The 15,933-nt window shown below is 67.0% G+C and carries 16 protein-coding genes; 4 read left to right on the top strand and 12 right to left on the bottom strand.

The features are described from left to right. Positions 1-48 precede the first annotated feature (48 nt). From yajC to IEQ11_RS07770, 6 genes are all read right to left on the bottom strand, one after another. Entirely contained in the window at positions 49-399 is a 351-nt protein-coding gene (gene yajC, locus IEQ11_RS07795) for a preprotein translocase subunit YajC (protein WP_191821426.1), read from the bottom strand. 277 nt (positions 400-676) lie between these two features. Then, positions 677-1,783, bottom strand: coding sequence for a tRNA guanosine(34) transglycosylase Tgt (gene tgt, locus IEQ11_RS07790; protein ID WP_191821425.1), 1,107 nt, complete (start codon positions 1,781-1,783; stop codon positions 677-679). A 162-nt stretch (positions 1,784-1,945) separates the two neighbouring features. Further along, complete coding sequence (gene queA, locus IEQ11_RS07785; protein WP_096414020.1) at positions 1,946-2,995, bottom strand: tRNA preQ1(34) S-adenosylmethionine ribosyltransferase-isomerase QueA; 1,050 nt, start codon at positions 2,993-2,995, stop codon at positions 1,946-1,948. 338 nt (positions 2,996-3,333) lie between these two features. Continuing rightward, positions 3,334-3,936 carry a response regulator transcription factor gene (locus IEQ11_RS07780; protein WP_036101987.1) on the bottom strand — a complete coding sequence of 201 codons (603 nt, stop codon included), beginning with the start codon at positions 3,934-3,936 and terminating at the stop codon, positions 3,334-3,336. After that, complete coding sequence (locus tag IEQ11_RS07775) at positions 3,933-5,117, bottom strand: sensor histidine kinase (RefSeq protein ID WP_046656056.1); 1,185 nt, start codon at positions 5,115-5,117, stop codon at positions 3,933-3,935. The genes IEQ11_RS07780 and IEQ11_RS07775 overlap by 4 nt, the downstream gene beginning before the upstream one ends. A gap of 283 nt (positions 5,118-5,400) precedes the next feature. Next, entirely contained in the window at positions 5,401-5,598 is a 198-nt protein-coding gene (locus IEQ11_RS07770) for a hypothetical protein (RefSeq protein ID WP_191821424.1), read from the bottom strand. 426 nt (positions 5,599-6,024) lie between these two features. On the opposite strand from IEQ11_RS07770, the gene IEQ11_RS07765 reads away from it, so the two are divergent. From IEQ11_RS07765 to upp, 4 genes are all read left to right on the top strand, one after another. Next, positions 6,025-7,524: an aminotransferase class III-fold pyridoxal phosphate-dependent enzyme gene (locus IEQ11_RS07765; RefSeq protein ID WP_191821423.1), complete on the top strand. Its 1,500-nt coding sequence runs from the start codon at positions 6,025-6,027 to the stop codon at positions 7,522-7,524. A 106-nt stretch (positions 7,525-7,630) separates the two neighbouring features. After that, positions 7,631-7,873: a hypothetical protein gene (locus IEQ11_RS07760; RefSeq protein ID WP_036101983.1), complete on the top strand. Its 243-nt coding sequence runs from the start codon at positions 7,631-7,633 to the stop codon at positions 7,871-7,873. Between the two features lie 33 nt (positions 7,874-7,906). Next, positions 7,907-8,347: a hypothetical protein gene (locus tag IEQ11_RS07755; RefSeq protein ID WP_191821422.1), complete on the top strand. Its 441-nt coding sequence runs from the start codon at positions 7,907-7,909 to the stop codon at positions 8,345-8,347. Positions 8,348-8,478: 131 nt separating this feature from the next. Continuing rightward, complete coding sequence (upp, locus tag IEQ11_RS07750; RefSeq protein ID WP_036101979.1) at positions 8,479-9,114, top strand: uracil phosphoribosyltransferase; 636 nt, start codon at positions 8,479-8,481, stop codon at positions 9,112-9,114. A gap of 248 nt (positions 9,115-9,362) precedes the next feature. On the opposite strand, the gene IEQ11_RS07745 is transcribed toward upp, so the two are convergent. The 6 genes from IEQ11_RS07745 to IEQ11_RS07720 all read right to left on the bottom strand — a co-directional run bounded on the left by IEQ11_RS07745 (position 9,363) and on the right by IEQ11_RS07720 (position 15,933). Next, on the bottom strand, positions 9,363-10,151 hold the full coding sequence (locus IEQ11_RS07745) for a TMEM43 family protein (protein ID WP_191821421.1): 789 nt from the start codon (positions 10,149-10,151) through the stop codon (positions 9,363-9,365). Next, positions 10,148-11,038, bottom strand: coding sequence for an MBL fold metallo-hydrolase (locus IEQ11_RS07740; RefSeq protein ID WP_191821420.1), 891 nt, complete (start codon positions 11,036-11,038; stop codon positions 10,148-10,150). The genes IEQ11_RS07745 and IEQ11_RS07740 overlap by 4 nt, the downstream gene beginning before the upstream one ends. 316 nt (positions 11,039-11,354) lie before the next feature. After that, on the bottom strand, positions 11,355-11,936 hold the full coding sequence (locus IEQ11_RS07735; protein WP_191821419.1) for a hypothetical protein: 582 nt from the start codon (positions 11,934-11,936) through the stop codon (positions 11,355-11,357). A gap of 303 nt (positions 11,937-12,239) precedes the next feature. After that, complete coding sequence (gene ggt / locus IEQ11_RS07730) at positions 12,240-13,985, bottom strand: gamma-glutamyltransferase (protein ID WP_191821451.1); 1,746 nt, start codon at positions 13,983-13,985, stop codon at positions 12,240-12,242. A 14-nt stretch (positions 13,986-13,999) separates the two neighbouring features. Further along, positions 14,000-14,248 (bottom strand): YfhL family 4Fe-4S dicluster ferredoxin, encoded by a 249-nt coding sequence (locus IEQ11_RS07725; RefSeq protein WP_036101971.1) that lies wholly within the window; start codon positions 14,246-14,248, stop codon positions 14,000-14,002. A 1,193-nt stretch (positions 14,249-15,441) separates the two neighbouring features. Further along, positions 15,442-15,933 carry a hypothetical protein gene (locus IEQ11_RS07720; protein WP_036101970.1) on the bottom strand — a complete coding sequence of 164 codons (492 nt, stop codon included), beginning with the start codon at positions 15,931-15,933 and terminating at the stop codon, positions 15,442-15,444.

Here is a 15,933-nt window from a genome sequence, read left to right as displayed (position 1 = left end):
TGCGGCAACCTCCCCGGTCGCCGCTTGTAAAAATGGCGTGGCGTCGGCTCAGGCCGACTTCAAGGTGCCCTTGGGCAAAACATTGGCGATCGCGCCCTTCTGCACGCGGATGCGCACGTTGGCGGCGATTTCCACGGTGATGAAGTTCTCGCCGATATCGGCGACGGTGCCGGCGATGCCGCCGTTGGTCAGCACTTCGTCGCCCTTGGACAGCTTTTCGAGCATCGAGCGGTGTTCCTTCGCGCGCTTGGCCTGCGGGCGGAAGATCAGGAAGTACATCACCGCGATCAGCACCAACGGGAGCAGCAGGCTCTCATAGCCGCCAAGGAAGCCGGCCTTCGGAGCGGCGCCCGCTGCTTGGGCATAGGCCGGAGCGATCAGGAGGTCGAGCAGATTCATCGGAAAGTCCTGGAGCGAAAAATAGCCGGGGATTATGCCACGGCTGGGTGGGGGCTACGGCCGGGGCCCAAATGGGCGCCAGCGCACGGTTTTACGAGGCGTTCGCCGGCCTGGGACAGAGCCCGGGCGCGGCTGGGACGACCTTCGCGCCCTGCCCGCGCCCCCGCGGTACGGCCGGGACGGGATTCGGGATCGACGGTCGGGCCCTCACCCCTGCCCTCTCCCGTTAACGGGACAGGGGGATGGGGAGTTCGCCCGCTTGCGGGCGAACGGCTTTCTATTGGCGTGCGGCGTAGAAAGACTCGCGGAAGGCCGCAAAGGTTCCCTGCTCGATCGCCGATCGCATCTGCGCCATCAACCGCTGGTAGTAGCGCAGGTTGTGCAAGGTGCCCAGCATCGGCCCGAGCATCTCGTTGCAGCGGTCCAGATGGCGCAGGTAGGCGCGGCTGAAACCGTTGCGGCAGGCGTAGCAGTCGCAGCCTTCCTCGATCGGGCGCAGGTCGCGCTCGTACTTGGCGTTGCGCACCCGCACCGTGCCGTGGGCGGTGAAGTAGTGGCCGTTGCGCGCGTTGCGGGTCGGCATCACGCAGTCGAACATGTCCACGCCGCGCGCGACCGATTCGACCAGATCCTCGGGCCGGCCCACCCCCATCAGATAGCGAGGCCGGTCTTCGGGCAGCTGCGGGCAGGTGTGTTCGAGCATGGCGTTGCGCTCCTCCTCGGGCTCGCCGACGGCCAGGCCGCCGACCGCGTAGCCGTCGAAGCCGATCGCCTTCAGGCCGTCGGCCGAACGCGTGCGCAGGTCGTGATGCACGCCGCCCTGGACGATCCCGAACAGCGCCGCGTCGTTGCCCTCGTGCGCCTTCTTCGAACGCTCGGCCCAGCGCAGGCTCAGTTCCATCGACTTGCGCGCGACATCGATGGTCGCCGGATACGGCGTGCATTCGTCGAAGATCATCACGATGTCCGAATCGAGCACGCGCTGGATGTTCATGCTCTCCTCCGGCCCGAGGAACACCTTGCTGCCGTCGACCGGCGAGGCGAAGGTCACGCCCTGCTCGGTGATCTTGCGCCGGTGCGCGAGCGAGAACACCTGGAAGCCGCCCGAGTCGGTCAGGATCGGCCCGTTCCAGCGCGCGAAACCGTGCAGGCCGCCGTGATCGCCGATCACGTCCAGGCCCGGACGCAGGTACAGATGGAAGGTGTTGCCCAGAATGATCTGCGCGCCGAGTTCGGCGACGTGCTCGGGCATGATCCCCTTGACCGAGCCGTAGGTGCCCACCGGCATGAACGCCGGGGTTTCGACCGTGCCGCGCGGAAAGGTCAGCCGGCCGCGGCGCGCGGCGCCGTCGTTGCCGAGCAATTCGAAGGACATGCGGCTCATGCGCGGGTTCCTTTATATGGTGAGGCGCATGGAGCGTCGCGCGGGAAAGAGGATTCGGTAGTCATTGCGATTGCGACTGCGCGGGTGCCCGCCTGGCGTCGGTTGCGGACGATTCCGCCAGGACGGCTTGCGGCTTTGTCGCTTCGGGCCAGGTCGGCGGGGCTAATCGGCTGCGAGTGGCCACAGCAGCATCGCGTCGCCGTAGGAGAAGAAGCGGTAGCGCTGCGCGATCGCGTGTTCGTACGCGGCGAACACCTGCTCCTTGCCCGAGAACGCCGACACCAGCATCAGCAAGGTGCTTTCGGGCAGATGGAAATTGGTGATCAGGCCGTCGACCGAGGTGATCCGATAGCCCGGCAGGATGAACAAGCGGGTTTCGCCTGCGAACGGCAGCAGTTCGCCGTCGTCGGCCGGGTTCAGGCGGATCGCGCTTTCCAGCGCGCGCACCACCGTCGTGCCGACCGCGATCACCCGCCCGCCGCGCGCGCGGCAACGGCGGATCTGTTCGATCAGGCCGGCGCCGACGTTGAGCCACTCGCTGTGCATCACGTGCTGGTCGAGGCTGTCGGCGCGCACCGGCTGGAAGGTGCCGGCGCCGACGTGCAGGGTCACGTGGCCGAATTCGATCCCGCGTTCGCGCAGTTGGGCCAGCAGCGCTTCGTCGAAATGCAGGCCCGCGGTCGGCGCGGCGACCGCGCCGATTTCGCGCGCGAACACGGTCTGGTAGCGCTCGTCGTCGTCCTGGCCGGGCTCGCGCTGGATGTACGGCGGCAGCGGCAGGCGGCCGGCGTGCAGCAGCCATTGCTCCAGCGATTCGGGCACGTGGAAGCGCAGGCGGTAGAACTCGCCGTCGCGGCCGAGCACCTCGGCCTCGCCGCCGGCGTCCAGGGCGATGCGCGCGCCTTGCTTCGGCGATTTGCTCACGCCGAGCTGAGCCCGCGCCTCGCTGCCGCCGAGCAGGCGCTCGATCAGGATCTCGACCCGCCCGCCGGTGCTTTTCTGCCCGAACAGGCGCGCCGGGATCACCCGGGTGTCGTTGAACACCAGCAGGTCGCCGGGCTGCAGCAGCTGCGGCAGATCGCTGAACACCCGGTCCTCGCGCGGCGCGGGAGCGGGCGGGACCACCAGCAGGCGGCTGGCCGAACGCTCGGCCAGGGGCGCCTGGGCGATCAGCTCGGGCGGGAGTTCGTAGTTGAAATCGGACTTTTTCAAGAAACCGGATCGTTGGGCGCGAGGCGTCGCGGGGGACGGGCCGGTGCTAGCCGGCTCGGACGGGCGGACGCGGGCGATGCCGGACGGCGGCTAGCGCCGGGGCCGGGATCGGGAAGGCGGCCATTATCCGGGGTGTTGGGTGGATCGGCAAAAGTGGACGATGTCCCTGATCGGACGACCCGCCCAGGTGGCGTTTTGGCAACCCCTGTAGGAGCGGCGCGAGCCGCGACCGCGTTCTTGCAGGTTGCAGCGCAGTCGAGAGGTCGCGGTCGCGGCTTGCGCCGCTCCTACAGGTAGGCATCGAGGCTGCGATCAGGGGGAAACCCGGAGCGGCAGGCTTACAGCCAACCGTTCTGCCGAGCCCGCCGATACGCCTCGATCCGGTTGCTGCTGTCGAGCTTGCCGATCGCTTCCGACAAATAATTGCGCACCGTACCCTGGCTCAAATGCAGCCGCTCGCCGATCTCGGCGGTGGACAGGCCTTCGCCGGCGAGCCGCAGCACCTGGCGCTCGCGCTCGGTCAGCGGGTCTTCGTCGCTCCACGCGGCGACCGCCAGTTGCGGGTCGATCGCGCGACCGCCGCGATGCACCTGACGCAAGGCTTCGGCCAATTGCCCGGCCGGCGCGTCCTTGAGCAGATAACCACGCACGCCTGCATCCATCGCCCGACGCAGATAACCGGCGCGGCCAAACGTGGTAACGATCACCACCCGGGTCGGCATGCCCGAATCGCGCACCCGCATCGCCAGGTCGATGCCGGTCATGCCCGGCATCTCGATATCGGTCACCACCATGTCGGGCTGGACGCGTTTGACCGCCTCCCAGGCGGTGGCGCCGTCGCCGGCTTCGGCGACGACTTCGATGTCGGGTTCCAGGTTCAGCAGCGCGGCAAGCGCGCCGCGTACCAGGGCCTGATCTTCGGCGAGCAACAAACGGATCATGCGGTACCTCGTTCGAGCAGGACCGGCTCGCGCGCGGTCCCGGGAGTGGCGGCGGGCGCCGGCAGCCGGCGCGCGGCGGCGAGCGCCTCGCGCGACACCAGCAGACTCAGGCGCGTGCCGGCGCCGTGCGGACTTTCGATTTCGACCACGCCGCCGACCGAATGCAGGCGTTCGCGCATGCCGGTCAGGCCGTGGCCCTCGCCGCTCACGCCGCCGCGACCGTCGTCGGCGATGCGCAGCACGATGCCGCCGCGCGCGTCCTGGGTCAGTTCGACATCGACCCGGCGCGCGCGCGCATGCCGCAGCACGTTGGTCACCGATTCGCGCAGCGCCAGCGCCAGCGCGGCCTCGACGTTGAGCGGGATATCCACCGGCGCGAGCTTGTGATCCAGGCTGATTTCGCCGCCGAGCAAGGCCAGCCGCGCCGCCGCGAGTTCGGCCTGCAGGCCGTTGGCGCGGATGCCGGCGACCGCTTCGCGCACCTGGGTCAGCGCTTCGCGCGCGACCCGCTCGACTTCGCAGATCTGGTCCTGTGCGGCCTTCTTGTCGTGTTCGAGCAAGCGCGCGGCCAGCTGCGACTTGAGCACCACCACCGACAAGGTGTGGCCGAGCAGATCGTGCAGATCGCGGCCGATGCGTTCGCGCTCGGCCAGGCTGGCTAGACGCCGCACTTCCTCTTGAGTGAGGCGCAGCTCGGCGTTGCGCAGCTCGCGCGAACGCGCGGCCAGCACGCCGGCGTAGACGATCGCGCCGACCAGGGTCTGGATCAGCACGCTCGACACCGGCGAGAACTCCGGCGGAAGAATCCACAGCGCCTCGACGCTGAAGATCGCGAACAGCGCCACCGCCAGCGCCAGCCCGTGCCAGCGCGGCAGGAAACTGGCGATCATGCCGGCGGCGAAGATCAGATAGGTGCCGCCGCCTATCCCGTACGGCAACACCCCGTAACCGATGCCCGCGACCGCCAGCACCAGCCACAGGCGCAGCTTGGAACCGCCGCGATAGAACGCCCAGTAGATCGGCAGGAACGCGACCACCGAAGCGATCGCCATGGCGATGATCCACCACGGCGGCTGCCAGAAGAACAGCGGGATGAACACGAAACTCAAGTACAGCAACGACGCCAGGTGCCAACCCAGCAGGTTGTCTTGGGTGTCGATCGGCGGAGTGTGCAAACGCATGTTCGAAGGTCCTACGGTGCGATCGGCACCCGCGCTGAGCGGGTGCGTGCAGCTCGACGGCGGATGATCGGAGCGCGACGATGCAAACGGGTCGATCTGAACGATTCAGGCCGACCGCGGGTCGCGGTCGTTGCGGACTTTAACGGAGTTCGACGGCTTCGATCGCGAATGCGTCCCTTGCCGACGCAACGCTCACGCCGCGCGCGACGCGCGATCACCGCGTCGATGCGCGAGCAGGCGCGATCGTTCGCATCTGCGGCATGGCGGGCGCGCGGCGACGAACTCAAGGGCTCCGCGCCGAAGCGGCATCGCGCCGACGCCCGTCGACGTCGCGCTTGGCGATCGGCGCGGCGCTCGCGGAGCCGCAGCGGTAGCGCAGCCACGGCGCCAGCGCGCCGGGCAACGGCGCCACGGCGGCCGCCGCGCCACCGATGCGCACGGTGGCGGCGACAACACGATGGAACGGATGGATCGCGGTCATGAGCGGCTCCACGCGGCTGGCCGGAAGGTGACTTCACTGTCGGCGCCACGCCGCGGCCGCGGCAGTGGGCGAAAGCATCCATCGCCGGTGACAAGCGTCACCAGCGCCGGATCGGCGCCGCGGCGCACCCGATAAACCGCCGTACCCCCAGGGGGTTATCGGCGCTCAGGGGACGTGATAGACTCCCATAAATCATTGAAATGAAACGAAAAATCGTCGAAAGGCGATGGCGCCACGCAAAATTCTTGCGCGAGGTTCCGGCATTTCAAGGAGTTAGCGAAGAGGCCGTTTCAGGGCCGCTTCGGTTTGTGAGAGATGGCGCTTGGCAGCCGGGGGCTGCTGCAACTGCGAGCGTCCAGCCATGAGGGCGGACGGTCTCCCACGTAGTCAACCCGGCCGGACGCCGGACACCTTTTGGAGATCGAGATGACCAACCTGCTCAACCAACTCGCGCCGCTGCGCGCCCATGCCGGCAAGCGCCGCACCCTCGGCCTGGACGACGACACCATCGTGCGTTTCGCGGTCAATCATCCCGACTTGGCCGAAGCCGTCGCCGCCGCCGCCGCCGAATACGCGCTGATCCGCGACCTGCACGCCGACCTGCTCGATCTGGACGAAGACGCGCAGATTCACGCGGTCCAGGACGGCTACGTCAATTTCTATCCCGACGACGCGGTCAACCCGTACATCGCCCTGTCCGCGCGCGGCCCCTGGGTGGTCACCCTCAAGGGCGCGGTGCTGCACGACTCCGGCGGCTACGGCATGCTCGGTTTCGGCCACACCCCGTCGGCGGTGATCGCGGCGATGGCCAAGCCGCAGGTGATGGCCAACATCATGACCCCGTCGCTGTCGCAGCTGCGCTTCGAGCGCGCCCTGCGCGCGGCCATCGGCGCCGAACGCGGCGGTTGCCCGTACGAGCGCTTCTTCTGCCTGAACTCGGGTTCCGAATCGGTCTCGCTGGCCGCGCGCATCGCCGACGTCAACAGCAAGCTGATGACCGACCCGGGCGCCAAGCATGCCGGCCGCGCGATCAAGCGCATCGTGGTCAAGGGCAGCTTCCACGGCCGCACCGAGCGCCCGGCGCTGTATTCGGATTCCTCGCGCAAGGCCTACGTGCAGCACCTGGCCAGCTTCCGCCACGAGGACTCGATGATCACCATCGAGCCCTACGACATCGACGCGCTGAAGAAAGCCTTCGCCGATGCCGACAGCAACGGCTGGTTCGTCGAGGCGATGTTCCTGGAACCGGTGATGGGCGAAGGCGACCCGGGCCGCGGCGTGCCGCCGGCGTTCTACGCCGCCGCGCGCGAACTCACCCGCAACCACGGCTCGCTGCTGCTGGTCGATTCGATCCAGGCCGGCCTGCGCGCGCACGGCGTGCTGTCGATCATCGACTACCCCGGCTTCGAAGGCCTGGACGCGCCGGACATGGAGACCTACTCCAAGGCGCTCAACGCCGGCCAGTACCCGCTGTCGGTGCTCGCGGTCGGCGAACGCGCCGCCTCGCTGTACCGCAAGGGTTTGTACGGCAACACCATGACCACCAACCCGCGCGCGCTCGACGTCGCCGTCGCCGTGCTGCAGCAGGTCACCCCGGAATTGCGCGCCAACATCCGCGCGCGCGGCGCCGAGGCGATCGAAAAGCTGGAGAAGCTCAAGAGCGAACTCGGCGGCCTGATCACCAAGGTCCAGGGCACCGGCCTGCTGTTCTCGTGCGAACTCGCCCCGCAGTTCAAGTGCTTCGGCGCCGGCTCCACCGAGGAATGGCTGCGCGAGCGCGGCATCGGCGTGATCCACGGCGGTGTCAATTCGCTGCGCTTCACCCCGAACTTCACCATCGCCAGCGACGAGCTGGAACTGCTGGTGTCGATGGTCGGCCGCGCCCTGCGCGAAGGCCCGCATGCGCAGCAGGCAGCGGCGGCCTGACGGCCTGGGAGTGAGTTAAGAGGAGTGAGGAGTGAGTGGGAGCGATCCGTCGCTTATACTCGTTTCTCACTTTTCTCCACTCACTTCTGCTTTCAGGATCTACGCAATGATTCGTTTGTCGAACAAGGAAACCGGCGCCGACATCGGCGAGATCAGCGAAGAGGAACTGCAGATTCTGGTCGCCGCGCTGGAAGAAGAAGACAGCAAGGATCAGGACTACTGGATCGATCACGCGGTGGTCGACATGATCGAAATCGATCATCTCAACGCCGGCTCGCTGATCACCGTGCTGCGCGCGGCGATCGGCGGCAGCGACGGGATCGAGATCCAGTACGTTCGTACCGCCTGAGCCGATCCGGTAATCGAGCGCGACACCGCCACGGTGTTTCCCCGTATCGTCGCCACCGAGCCGTTCGAGCTGCCGGTGGCGAACGGCGTGCGACTTCGCGACGGGCGTTGGTTCGCCCTGCACGGAAGTCTCTGCGACGAGCTGCGATTGGCCGATCGGGATTCGCTTGCGCCGCCTGACGACGATACCGGCATGGCGACGCTCTATCCCGGGTTCGAGGCTCGGGATGCGGACGGACGCATTGCCATCGGCGGCGGCGGGGCCTACGAAGCGGAAGGGTTTCTCGCTTTATTCGATGCCGGCAAGCAAACGCCGCGCTGGCTGCTGTATTGCGATTGCGCCGAAATCTTCGTTTCGGCGACGTTCGAACCGCGCGGCATCGTCGCCATATCCGAAGACCCGCCTTTCCGTTACCGCTGGAGCTTCGACGACGCGATGCCGCCTAGCCTGCGGGTGGAACGCATCGCGGCGTGAAACCGCGTTGCGCGTGTGTATCGGACAACACGCCGCGGCTTCCAGTCCGGGCAATGGTCAAACCGCGCTTGCGCGCCGCCGCGTAACCATCAATCCTTGCGGCAACCGCCGCCCGCATCCCCAGGCCCCTCATGAAAATCGTAGAAGTCCGCCATCCCCTGGTGCAGCACAAACTCGGCCTGATGCGCCGCGCCGACAACAGCACCAAGTCGTTCCGCGAGCTGGCCTCGGAAGTCGCCACCCTGCTGACCTACGAGGCCACCGCCGACCTGGAAACCGAGGAAGCCGTGGTCGAAGGCTGGGCCGGGCCGGTCGTCACCCGTCGGATCAAGGGCGCGAAAGTCACCCTGGTGCCGATCCTGCGCGCCGGCCTGGGCATGCTGCCGGGCGTGCTGGAGCTGATTCCGGCGGCCAAGGTCGGCGTGGTCGGCCTGCAGCGCGACGAGGACACCCTGCAGCCGGTCGGCTACTACGAAAAACTCACCGGCCGCATGGACGAGCGCACCGCGCTGATCCTCGACCCGATGCTCGCCACCGGCGGCAGCCTGATCGCCACCGTCGACCTGCTCAAGAACGCCGGCTGCAAGCGCATCAAGGGCCTGTTCCTGGTCGCCGCGCCGGAAGGCCTCAAGGCGCTGGAAGCGCGGCATCCGGACGTGGAAGTGTTCACCGCCTCGGTCGACGAGCGCCTCAACGAGGTCGGCTACATCCTGCCGGGATTGGGCGATGCGGGGGACAAGATTTTCGGGACCAAGCATTACGCTTGATGTTTCGCGCAGCCTGCGCAGGCCTGAGTCGGTCTGAAAGCACGAATACCGACGCCCCTGCATTCCGTCATTCCCGCGAACGCGGGAATCCAGTGACTTTGAAGTTGCCACTGTCCGTCGATCTGCCATCGCTTGACCGCGTCGGCGCGAAAGTCGCTGGATTCCCGCGTTCGCGGGAATGACGAGCAATAAAGGCAAAACGCACTGACGCCTCTGCGCGGCAGACATGACGTAGCCGACCTGCGCAACTACGACTTCGCTTGCGCCTTAGCCCGACGCCGCCTGCGCAACCGATACAGCAACCCGAGCGCGAACACGACCGCCAGCGCGAACCACCCCGGCGACCAGCGCTTGTCCTCCGGCTCCGGCCCGACCACGATCGCGCGATCGCGCGCCGCCGCCGGATTCAGGGCCGCGGCGATCGCTTCGGGCCGCAGATGCCACACGCCGTCGCGCAGTTCCAGCTTGCCCTCCAGCGACGGCAGGCGCAGTTCGCGCCAAGTGACGCGCAGGTCGCCGATCTGCGGATCGAGCGGATTCTCGGAACTGCCCAGGCCATCGCCTTCGGGCTGGAAGGTCGCCGCCAGGTTCGCCGGCAAGCGGCTGAAATTCGGCCGGAACACCCGCCACTCGCCGACCGCGCGCAACACCTCGCTGCCGAGCGGCTTGCCGTCGAGCGTCGCCGACTCCGACCACCAGCGCTTGTTTTCCAGCGGCATCCTGGGCGGATTGACGTAGCCGGAAGTAAAACCGGTCGAATCGATCGGCGCCGCGTTCCAGACCCGCTCGTAGCCGTCGCCCTGGGTGGCGATACCGAACTCGCGCCGCCATTGATACATCTCGACCCGACGATCGAGACCGAACTGCCGCGTGGTCACGCCGAAATCGCGATCCGACAAGGCCTTGCCGGCCTGCGGGTCGCCCAGCGGTTCGCCGTCCGCGGTTTCCTGCGCCGATAACGGGCAGGCGGCGCAGATCAGCACCACCGCGGCGAGCGCGAGGCCGCGCCAACGCCGCATCGCGCGGCGCAGGTTCATGCAGCCAAGGCCCGCGCCTGCAATTCGGCGACCTCGTGGGTGGTGCCGAACTTGCCCTTGTCGTCGCGCACCACCTGGGCCAGCGCGCACTCGGGATCGTGGGTGAAGAACAGATGCACGTTGCGTTCGAGCTTGTCGCTGAGGAACGCCTTCTTCTCGTCGATCAGCAGCTCGGCGTTGCGGTCGTAACCCATCGTGATCGGCACATGCACCCACGGCCGGCCGGGAATCAGGTCGGCGCAGAACACCACGCCGCCGTGCGGCTGGCCGTCTTCGCGCTCGGGGCCGACGATCTCGGCCAGCATCAGGCCGGGCGTGTGGCCGTCGCTGTAGTGGAAGCGCACGCTGTCGCCGAGCAGTTTCGAATACGCGCCTTCGACCAGTTCCAGGCGGCCGGTGGCTTCCAGCAATTGCGGCAACTCGGCGATGAAACTGGCGCGGTCGCGCGCATGCGGATGGCGCGCGCGCTCGTAATGTTCGCGGCCGACCAGGTAGGACGCATTCGGGAACAACAGCTGCGGCGCCTGCCCTTGCGACCACGGCGCCAGCAAACCGCCGGCATGGTCGAAATGCAGATGCGACAGCACCACCACGTCGATGTCCTGCGGCGCGAAACCGGCCTTGGCCAGCGACTCGATCAGCACATGGCGATCTTCGACCACGCCGTAGCGCTCGCGCAGCTTGGGTTCGAAGAACGCGCCGATGCCGGCCTCGAACAACACCGTCTTGCCGGCCAGCGGGCTGGCGAGCAGCGCGCGGCAGGCCAGCGCGATGCGGTTGTGTTCGTCGGGCGGCGACCATTTGGCCCACATCGCACGCGGCGCGTTGCCGAACATCGCGCCGCCGTCGAGCTTCTGCGAGTTGCCCAGGATCGACCAGAGTTTCATGGCGGTTCTACCGGGTTGGCGGGGGAAGGTCGATTTTAGCCGCTTGGGGCCGGGAATCGGGAATGGAGAATCGGGAATCGTAAAAGCAGGCCACGCCGGCGTTTGCGTTTCCGATTCCTTATTGCCGATTCACCAATCTCGGCTTCATTGCCGGTCGCGGCCAGGAATCGGGAAGTGGCCGGGAATCGGGAATCGGGAATCGGGAATCGGGAATCGGGAATCGGGAATCGGGAATCGGGAATCGAAACAGCATGATCGCATCGGGGCCGCTTTTACGATTCCCTATTCCCCATTCCCGATTCCCGGCCTCACAGCTTCACTGCGCCGTAGCCACCGTAGCGAAATGAAACACGAACTCGCCGTCGCGCGGATCGGCCGCGACCACCCGCACCGGCGCGAGCGCGCGCTCGGCGACCAGGGTCGCGGTGCCGCTGGCCGAGGTCTTGCTGATCAGTCCGGACGAACGGCCGCTGATCTTGATCAGCATTTCCTGGCCCGGGACCAGGACCACCCGGCCCATCGACGGATCGCTGGTGCGCGGGGTGACGTTGCGGCTTTCCTCGGTGTCGAGGTAATCGCGCGCCGGCAGTTCGAACAGATCCTGGCCGCCGGCGCTGACGTCGAACGACCACGAGGTGCTGCCGCTGGTGCCGTCGTTGATCACTTCGATCTTTTCCAGGGTCAGCAGCACCGAATAGCGCGACGGCGCCTTGGGCGCCTCGGGCTTGACCGCCGGCGCGGCCGGCGTGGCGGTGGCCGGCGCGGGCGGGGTCTTGTCCTTGAGCCCGCCGATCTCGCGCACGTTGTTGATCAGCGTGGTCAGGGCGACGAGAAACGCGACCAGCGCGATCGAGATCGCGGGCACGCGGGTGTACCAACGCTTGTCGTCGTCACTCATTGCCGATTCCCCTGTCCTGAAACGCCGTGCGTGCTGTCCATGCGGCGCAATCTACTGCACGGCGTGGCGGGTGCGCCATTGGTTTGACACGCGACGGGAATGGGGAATCGGGAATGGGGAATCGGAACGGCCAAAGCCGACGCAGCCGTTTTTACGATTCCGACTCCCGATTCCCGGCCCATCGGAGCTTCGACAACACCTGCGCATGTCACCGACACGCGGCGGGAATGGGGAATCGGAACAGCCAGAGCCGACGCAGCCGCTTTTACGATTCCCGACTCCCAATTCCCGATTCCCGGCTTCTCAGGGCTTCAACAACATCTCAGCCAACCCCACCGGATTGCGCGGATCGGTGCCGCCCGACAAGGTGTTGGCGCGCTTGTCCCACATCACCGTCTGCAGGTTGCCCCAGCTCGATTCGCCAGCGTTGACCTTGTGGCCCATGGCCTGCAGCTGCTTGACCGTATCGGCGTCGAGCGCGCCCTGCTCGGCCGAGATCACGTCGGGCATCCACTGGTGATGGATGCGCGGCAGCGCGGCGACCTGCTGCGGTTGCAGGCCGGCGTCGTAGGCCAGGATCGCCAGCAGCACCTGGGTGATGATGCGGCTGCCGCCGGGGGCGCCGACCGCGATCACCTTGTCCTGCGATTCCAGGAAGCTCGGGGTCATCGAGCTGAGCATGCGCTTGCCCGGCTCCGGCGCGTTGGCGGCGAAGCCCATCACGCCGAACGCGTTGGGCGTGCCCGGGCGCAGGGCGAAGTCGTCCATCTCGTTGTTGAGCAGCACGCCGGTGCCCGGCGCGATCATGCCCGAGCCGTACAGCAGGTTGACCGTCTGGGTCGCCGAGACCCGGTTGCCGTCGCGGTCGATGATCGAGAAATGGGTGGTCTCGTCGTCTTCCAGCGGCGCCGGCTGGCCCGACAGCAGATCGCTCGGGGTGGCCTTTTCCGGATGGATCGTCGCGCGCAGGCCGGCCGCGTAATCCGGGCTGGTCAGGCGCTTGAGCGGCATCTTCACGAAGTCCGGATCGCCCAGATAGATGGTGCGGTCGCGGTACGCGCGGCGCATCGCCTCGGCGAGGATGTGAGTGCGATGCGCGGGATCGAGCTTGCTCAGGTCCCAGCCCTCGATCACCTGCAGGATCTCGGCCATCGCCACGCCGCCCGAGGACGGCGGCGGCGCGGTGACGATGTCCCAGCCGCGGTACTTCAGCCGCAGCGGTTCGCGCTCGCGGACTTTGTAGTCGGCCAGTTCGCTGGCCTGCCATTGGCCGCCCTCTTCCTTGACCGCGGCGAGCAGCTTGTCGGCGACGTCGCCGCGATAGAAACCGTCGAAGCCCTTGGCCGCGAGCAGTTCCAACGTGCGCGCCAGATCGGGTTGCTTGAGGATCTCGCCGGTCTTGGGCGCGTGACCGGCGGCGAGGAACACCTCGCGGGTGCCGCGGTAACGCTCCATCACCTCGCGGCGGCTGCCGTAGCCTTTTTCCAGGCGCGCGTAGATCGGGAAGCCTTCGCGCGCGATCCGGATCGCCGGCGCCAGCGAGGTCTTGAGCGGCAACTTGCCGTACTTCTGCGCCAGGTGCACCAGCGCGGCCGGAAGCCCCGGGATGCCGGCCGACCACGGGCCGTTGGTGGCGCGGTCGCGGTTGAGTTCGCCCTTGTCGTCCAGGTACGCGGCCGGCGTGGACGCGGCCGGGGCGGTTTCGCGCGCGTCGACGAACACATCGCGTCCGCTCTTCGCATCGTGCAGCAGGAAGAAACCGCCGCCGCCGATACCCGAGCTGATCGGTTCGACCACCGACAGGGTCGAGGACACCGCAATCGCGGCGTCGAAGGCGTTGCCGCCCTTGCCGATGATTTCCAGGCCGGCCTGGGTCGACAGCGAATGCGCGCTGGCGATCGCGGCGCCGGGCGGATGCGCGGCGCTGGTGCCGGCCTGCGTGCGCGCGGCGGTTTTTTGCGCCGGCGCTTCGCAGTACGCGGGCGCGACGATCAGCAGCAACGAGGCCAGCAGCCACGGGGACAACGCACCGGCTCGCGGCCACGGCATCTTGCGCATCGGGTTCACTCCAGTTGTAGACGCCGCAGTTTTTCCAGCAGCTGCGGCTCGGATTCGGGGTGGGCGGGGTCCTTGTCGATGCACTCGACCGGACACACGACCACGCATTGCGGTTCGTCGTAGTGACCGACGCATTCGGTGCAGCGCGCCGGATCGATCACATAGATCGTCTCGCCCTGGGCGATGGCCTGATTGGGACAGGCCGGTTCGCAGACGTCGCAGTTGACGCACAGTTCGTTGATCTTCAGCGACATGGGCAGGCAGCGCCGTGGGGGCAGCGGAATTCGCTATGGCAGCGCATGCGCGCAGTTTAGGGCCCCCGGGTCGCTGGGCATAGCCATGGGCCGGGATGCTGCGTCGCGTGGGCGGGGATCGGTGGGCTGGCGGTGTTGTTCAGGTGTGATCGGGGTTGTGGGTATGGGGTTGGACGATGTGTCGGTCAGAGCGATGTGTTGGCTGGGGCGATGACTTGGCTAGGAGCGGTGCCTTGGCTGTAGCGATGCCTTGATTAGAAGCGATGCCTTGACTGGAGCGAATCCCCCGCGCTGCAGAGTTTTCCGACCTCTCGGTTGCGCCGGGCGCCGCCCCCTTTTGCAAAGTGGGCTGTGTCACGCGCTCTTAAGCAGGCCACTGCGAACCAGTCCGCCACCGCTGTTCCCCCCTTTGGAAAAGGGGGGCTGGGGGGGATTCGCTTTTGCTCTAGTGCGCGAGTGGAGCAAAAGCAAAAGCGAATCCCCCGCGCTGCAGTGTTTCCCGACCTCGCGGTTGCGCCGGGCGCCGCCCCCTTTTGCAAAGTGGGCTGTGTCACACGCTTGCCCGTGTTTATTAGATCCGTGCCTAGAGCGTTGCTTGTGCCCATATGCCCGGGTTTAAGCAGGCCGCTGCAACCAGTCCGCCACCGCTGTTCCCCCCTTTGGAAAAGGGGGACTGGGGGGATTCGCTTTTGCTCTGCTGCGCGAGTGGAGCGAAAGCAAAAGCGAATCCCCCGCGCTGCAGTGTTTCCCGACCTCGCGGTTGCGCCGGGCGCCGCCCCCTTTTGCAAAGTGGGCTGTGTCACGCGCCTGGCCGGGTTTGTTTGACCACGGGCCTAAAGAACCAAGCGGAAAGAGCCTGCTTGAAGAGCGGGCTGGCTTGAGCGATTTGTCTTTAGCGATTCGGCTTGAGCGATTCGGCTTGAGCGGGATGGCTTGAGTGGGTTGGCTTAAGCGGGATGGCGTAAGCAGGCCGGTTTGAACAGATTCGCGACAAACCGCCTACCCGATCTGATTGCCGGCGACCGCCCACAAAAACGAATCGAGCCGCATCAGCGGCTCGATTCGACTATGCAGTGCTGCAGTACTGCGGTCCCGCAGCGGCCGCTGACGCGACCGACACATGCCGATGCGTTCGGCGACACGGTACACACACCGCGTCGCCAGCCCGATCAGCCCTGCTTACTCGATCTCGATTACTTGACCTGCGCGAACACGTAGTTCACGCCAGCCGGCGCGGCGGCGGCCTTGACGCGTTCGCTGTCGGCGGCGTCGCCGATGAAGATGAACTTGACGCCCTTCATCGTGCCCGGCTCGGCCTTCGACAGCGCGGCCACGGCGAGGTCGGCGCTCTTGGCCGAATTCGGCGAGCCGAACGCGACCAAGTTGCCTTCGAGGATGCCGCGCGACAGGTCGGTCTGCGCCTTCTCGACCATGCGCTCGTATTCGCCGGCGAAGGTCGGCGCTTCCGGCGCCGGCAGGACGTAGACGTAGGTGCTGCCGGTGACGTTATCGAGATTGCGCTTGACCACGTCGGTCAGATACGCGTTCCAGGCATTTTCGTCGCTGGTCTTGGGCGCCGACAACGGCGCGGCTTCGACGACCTCCTTCTTCTCCTCTTTCTGGCAGGCGGCCACGAACGGCAGCGTCAGGCAGGCGATCAGCAGCAAGCGGGAGGAAGTTTTCAT

The sequence above is a fragment of the Lysobacter capsici genome (genome assembly GCF_014779555.2).
In the GTDB taxonomy this organism is placed as follows: domain Bacteria; phylum Pseudomonadota; class Gammaproteobacteria; order Xanthomonadales; family Xanthomonadaceae; genus Lysobacter; species Lysobacter capsici.
This window is presented reverse-complemented; position numbering and strand designations above follow the sequence as displayed.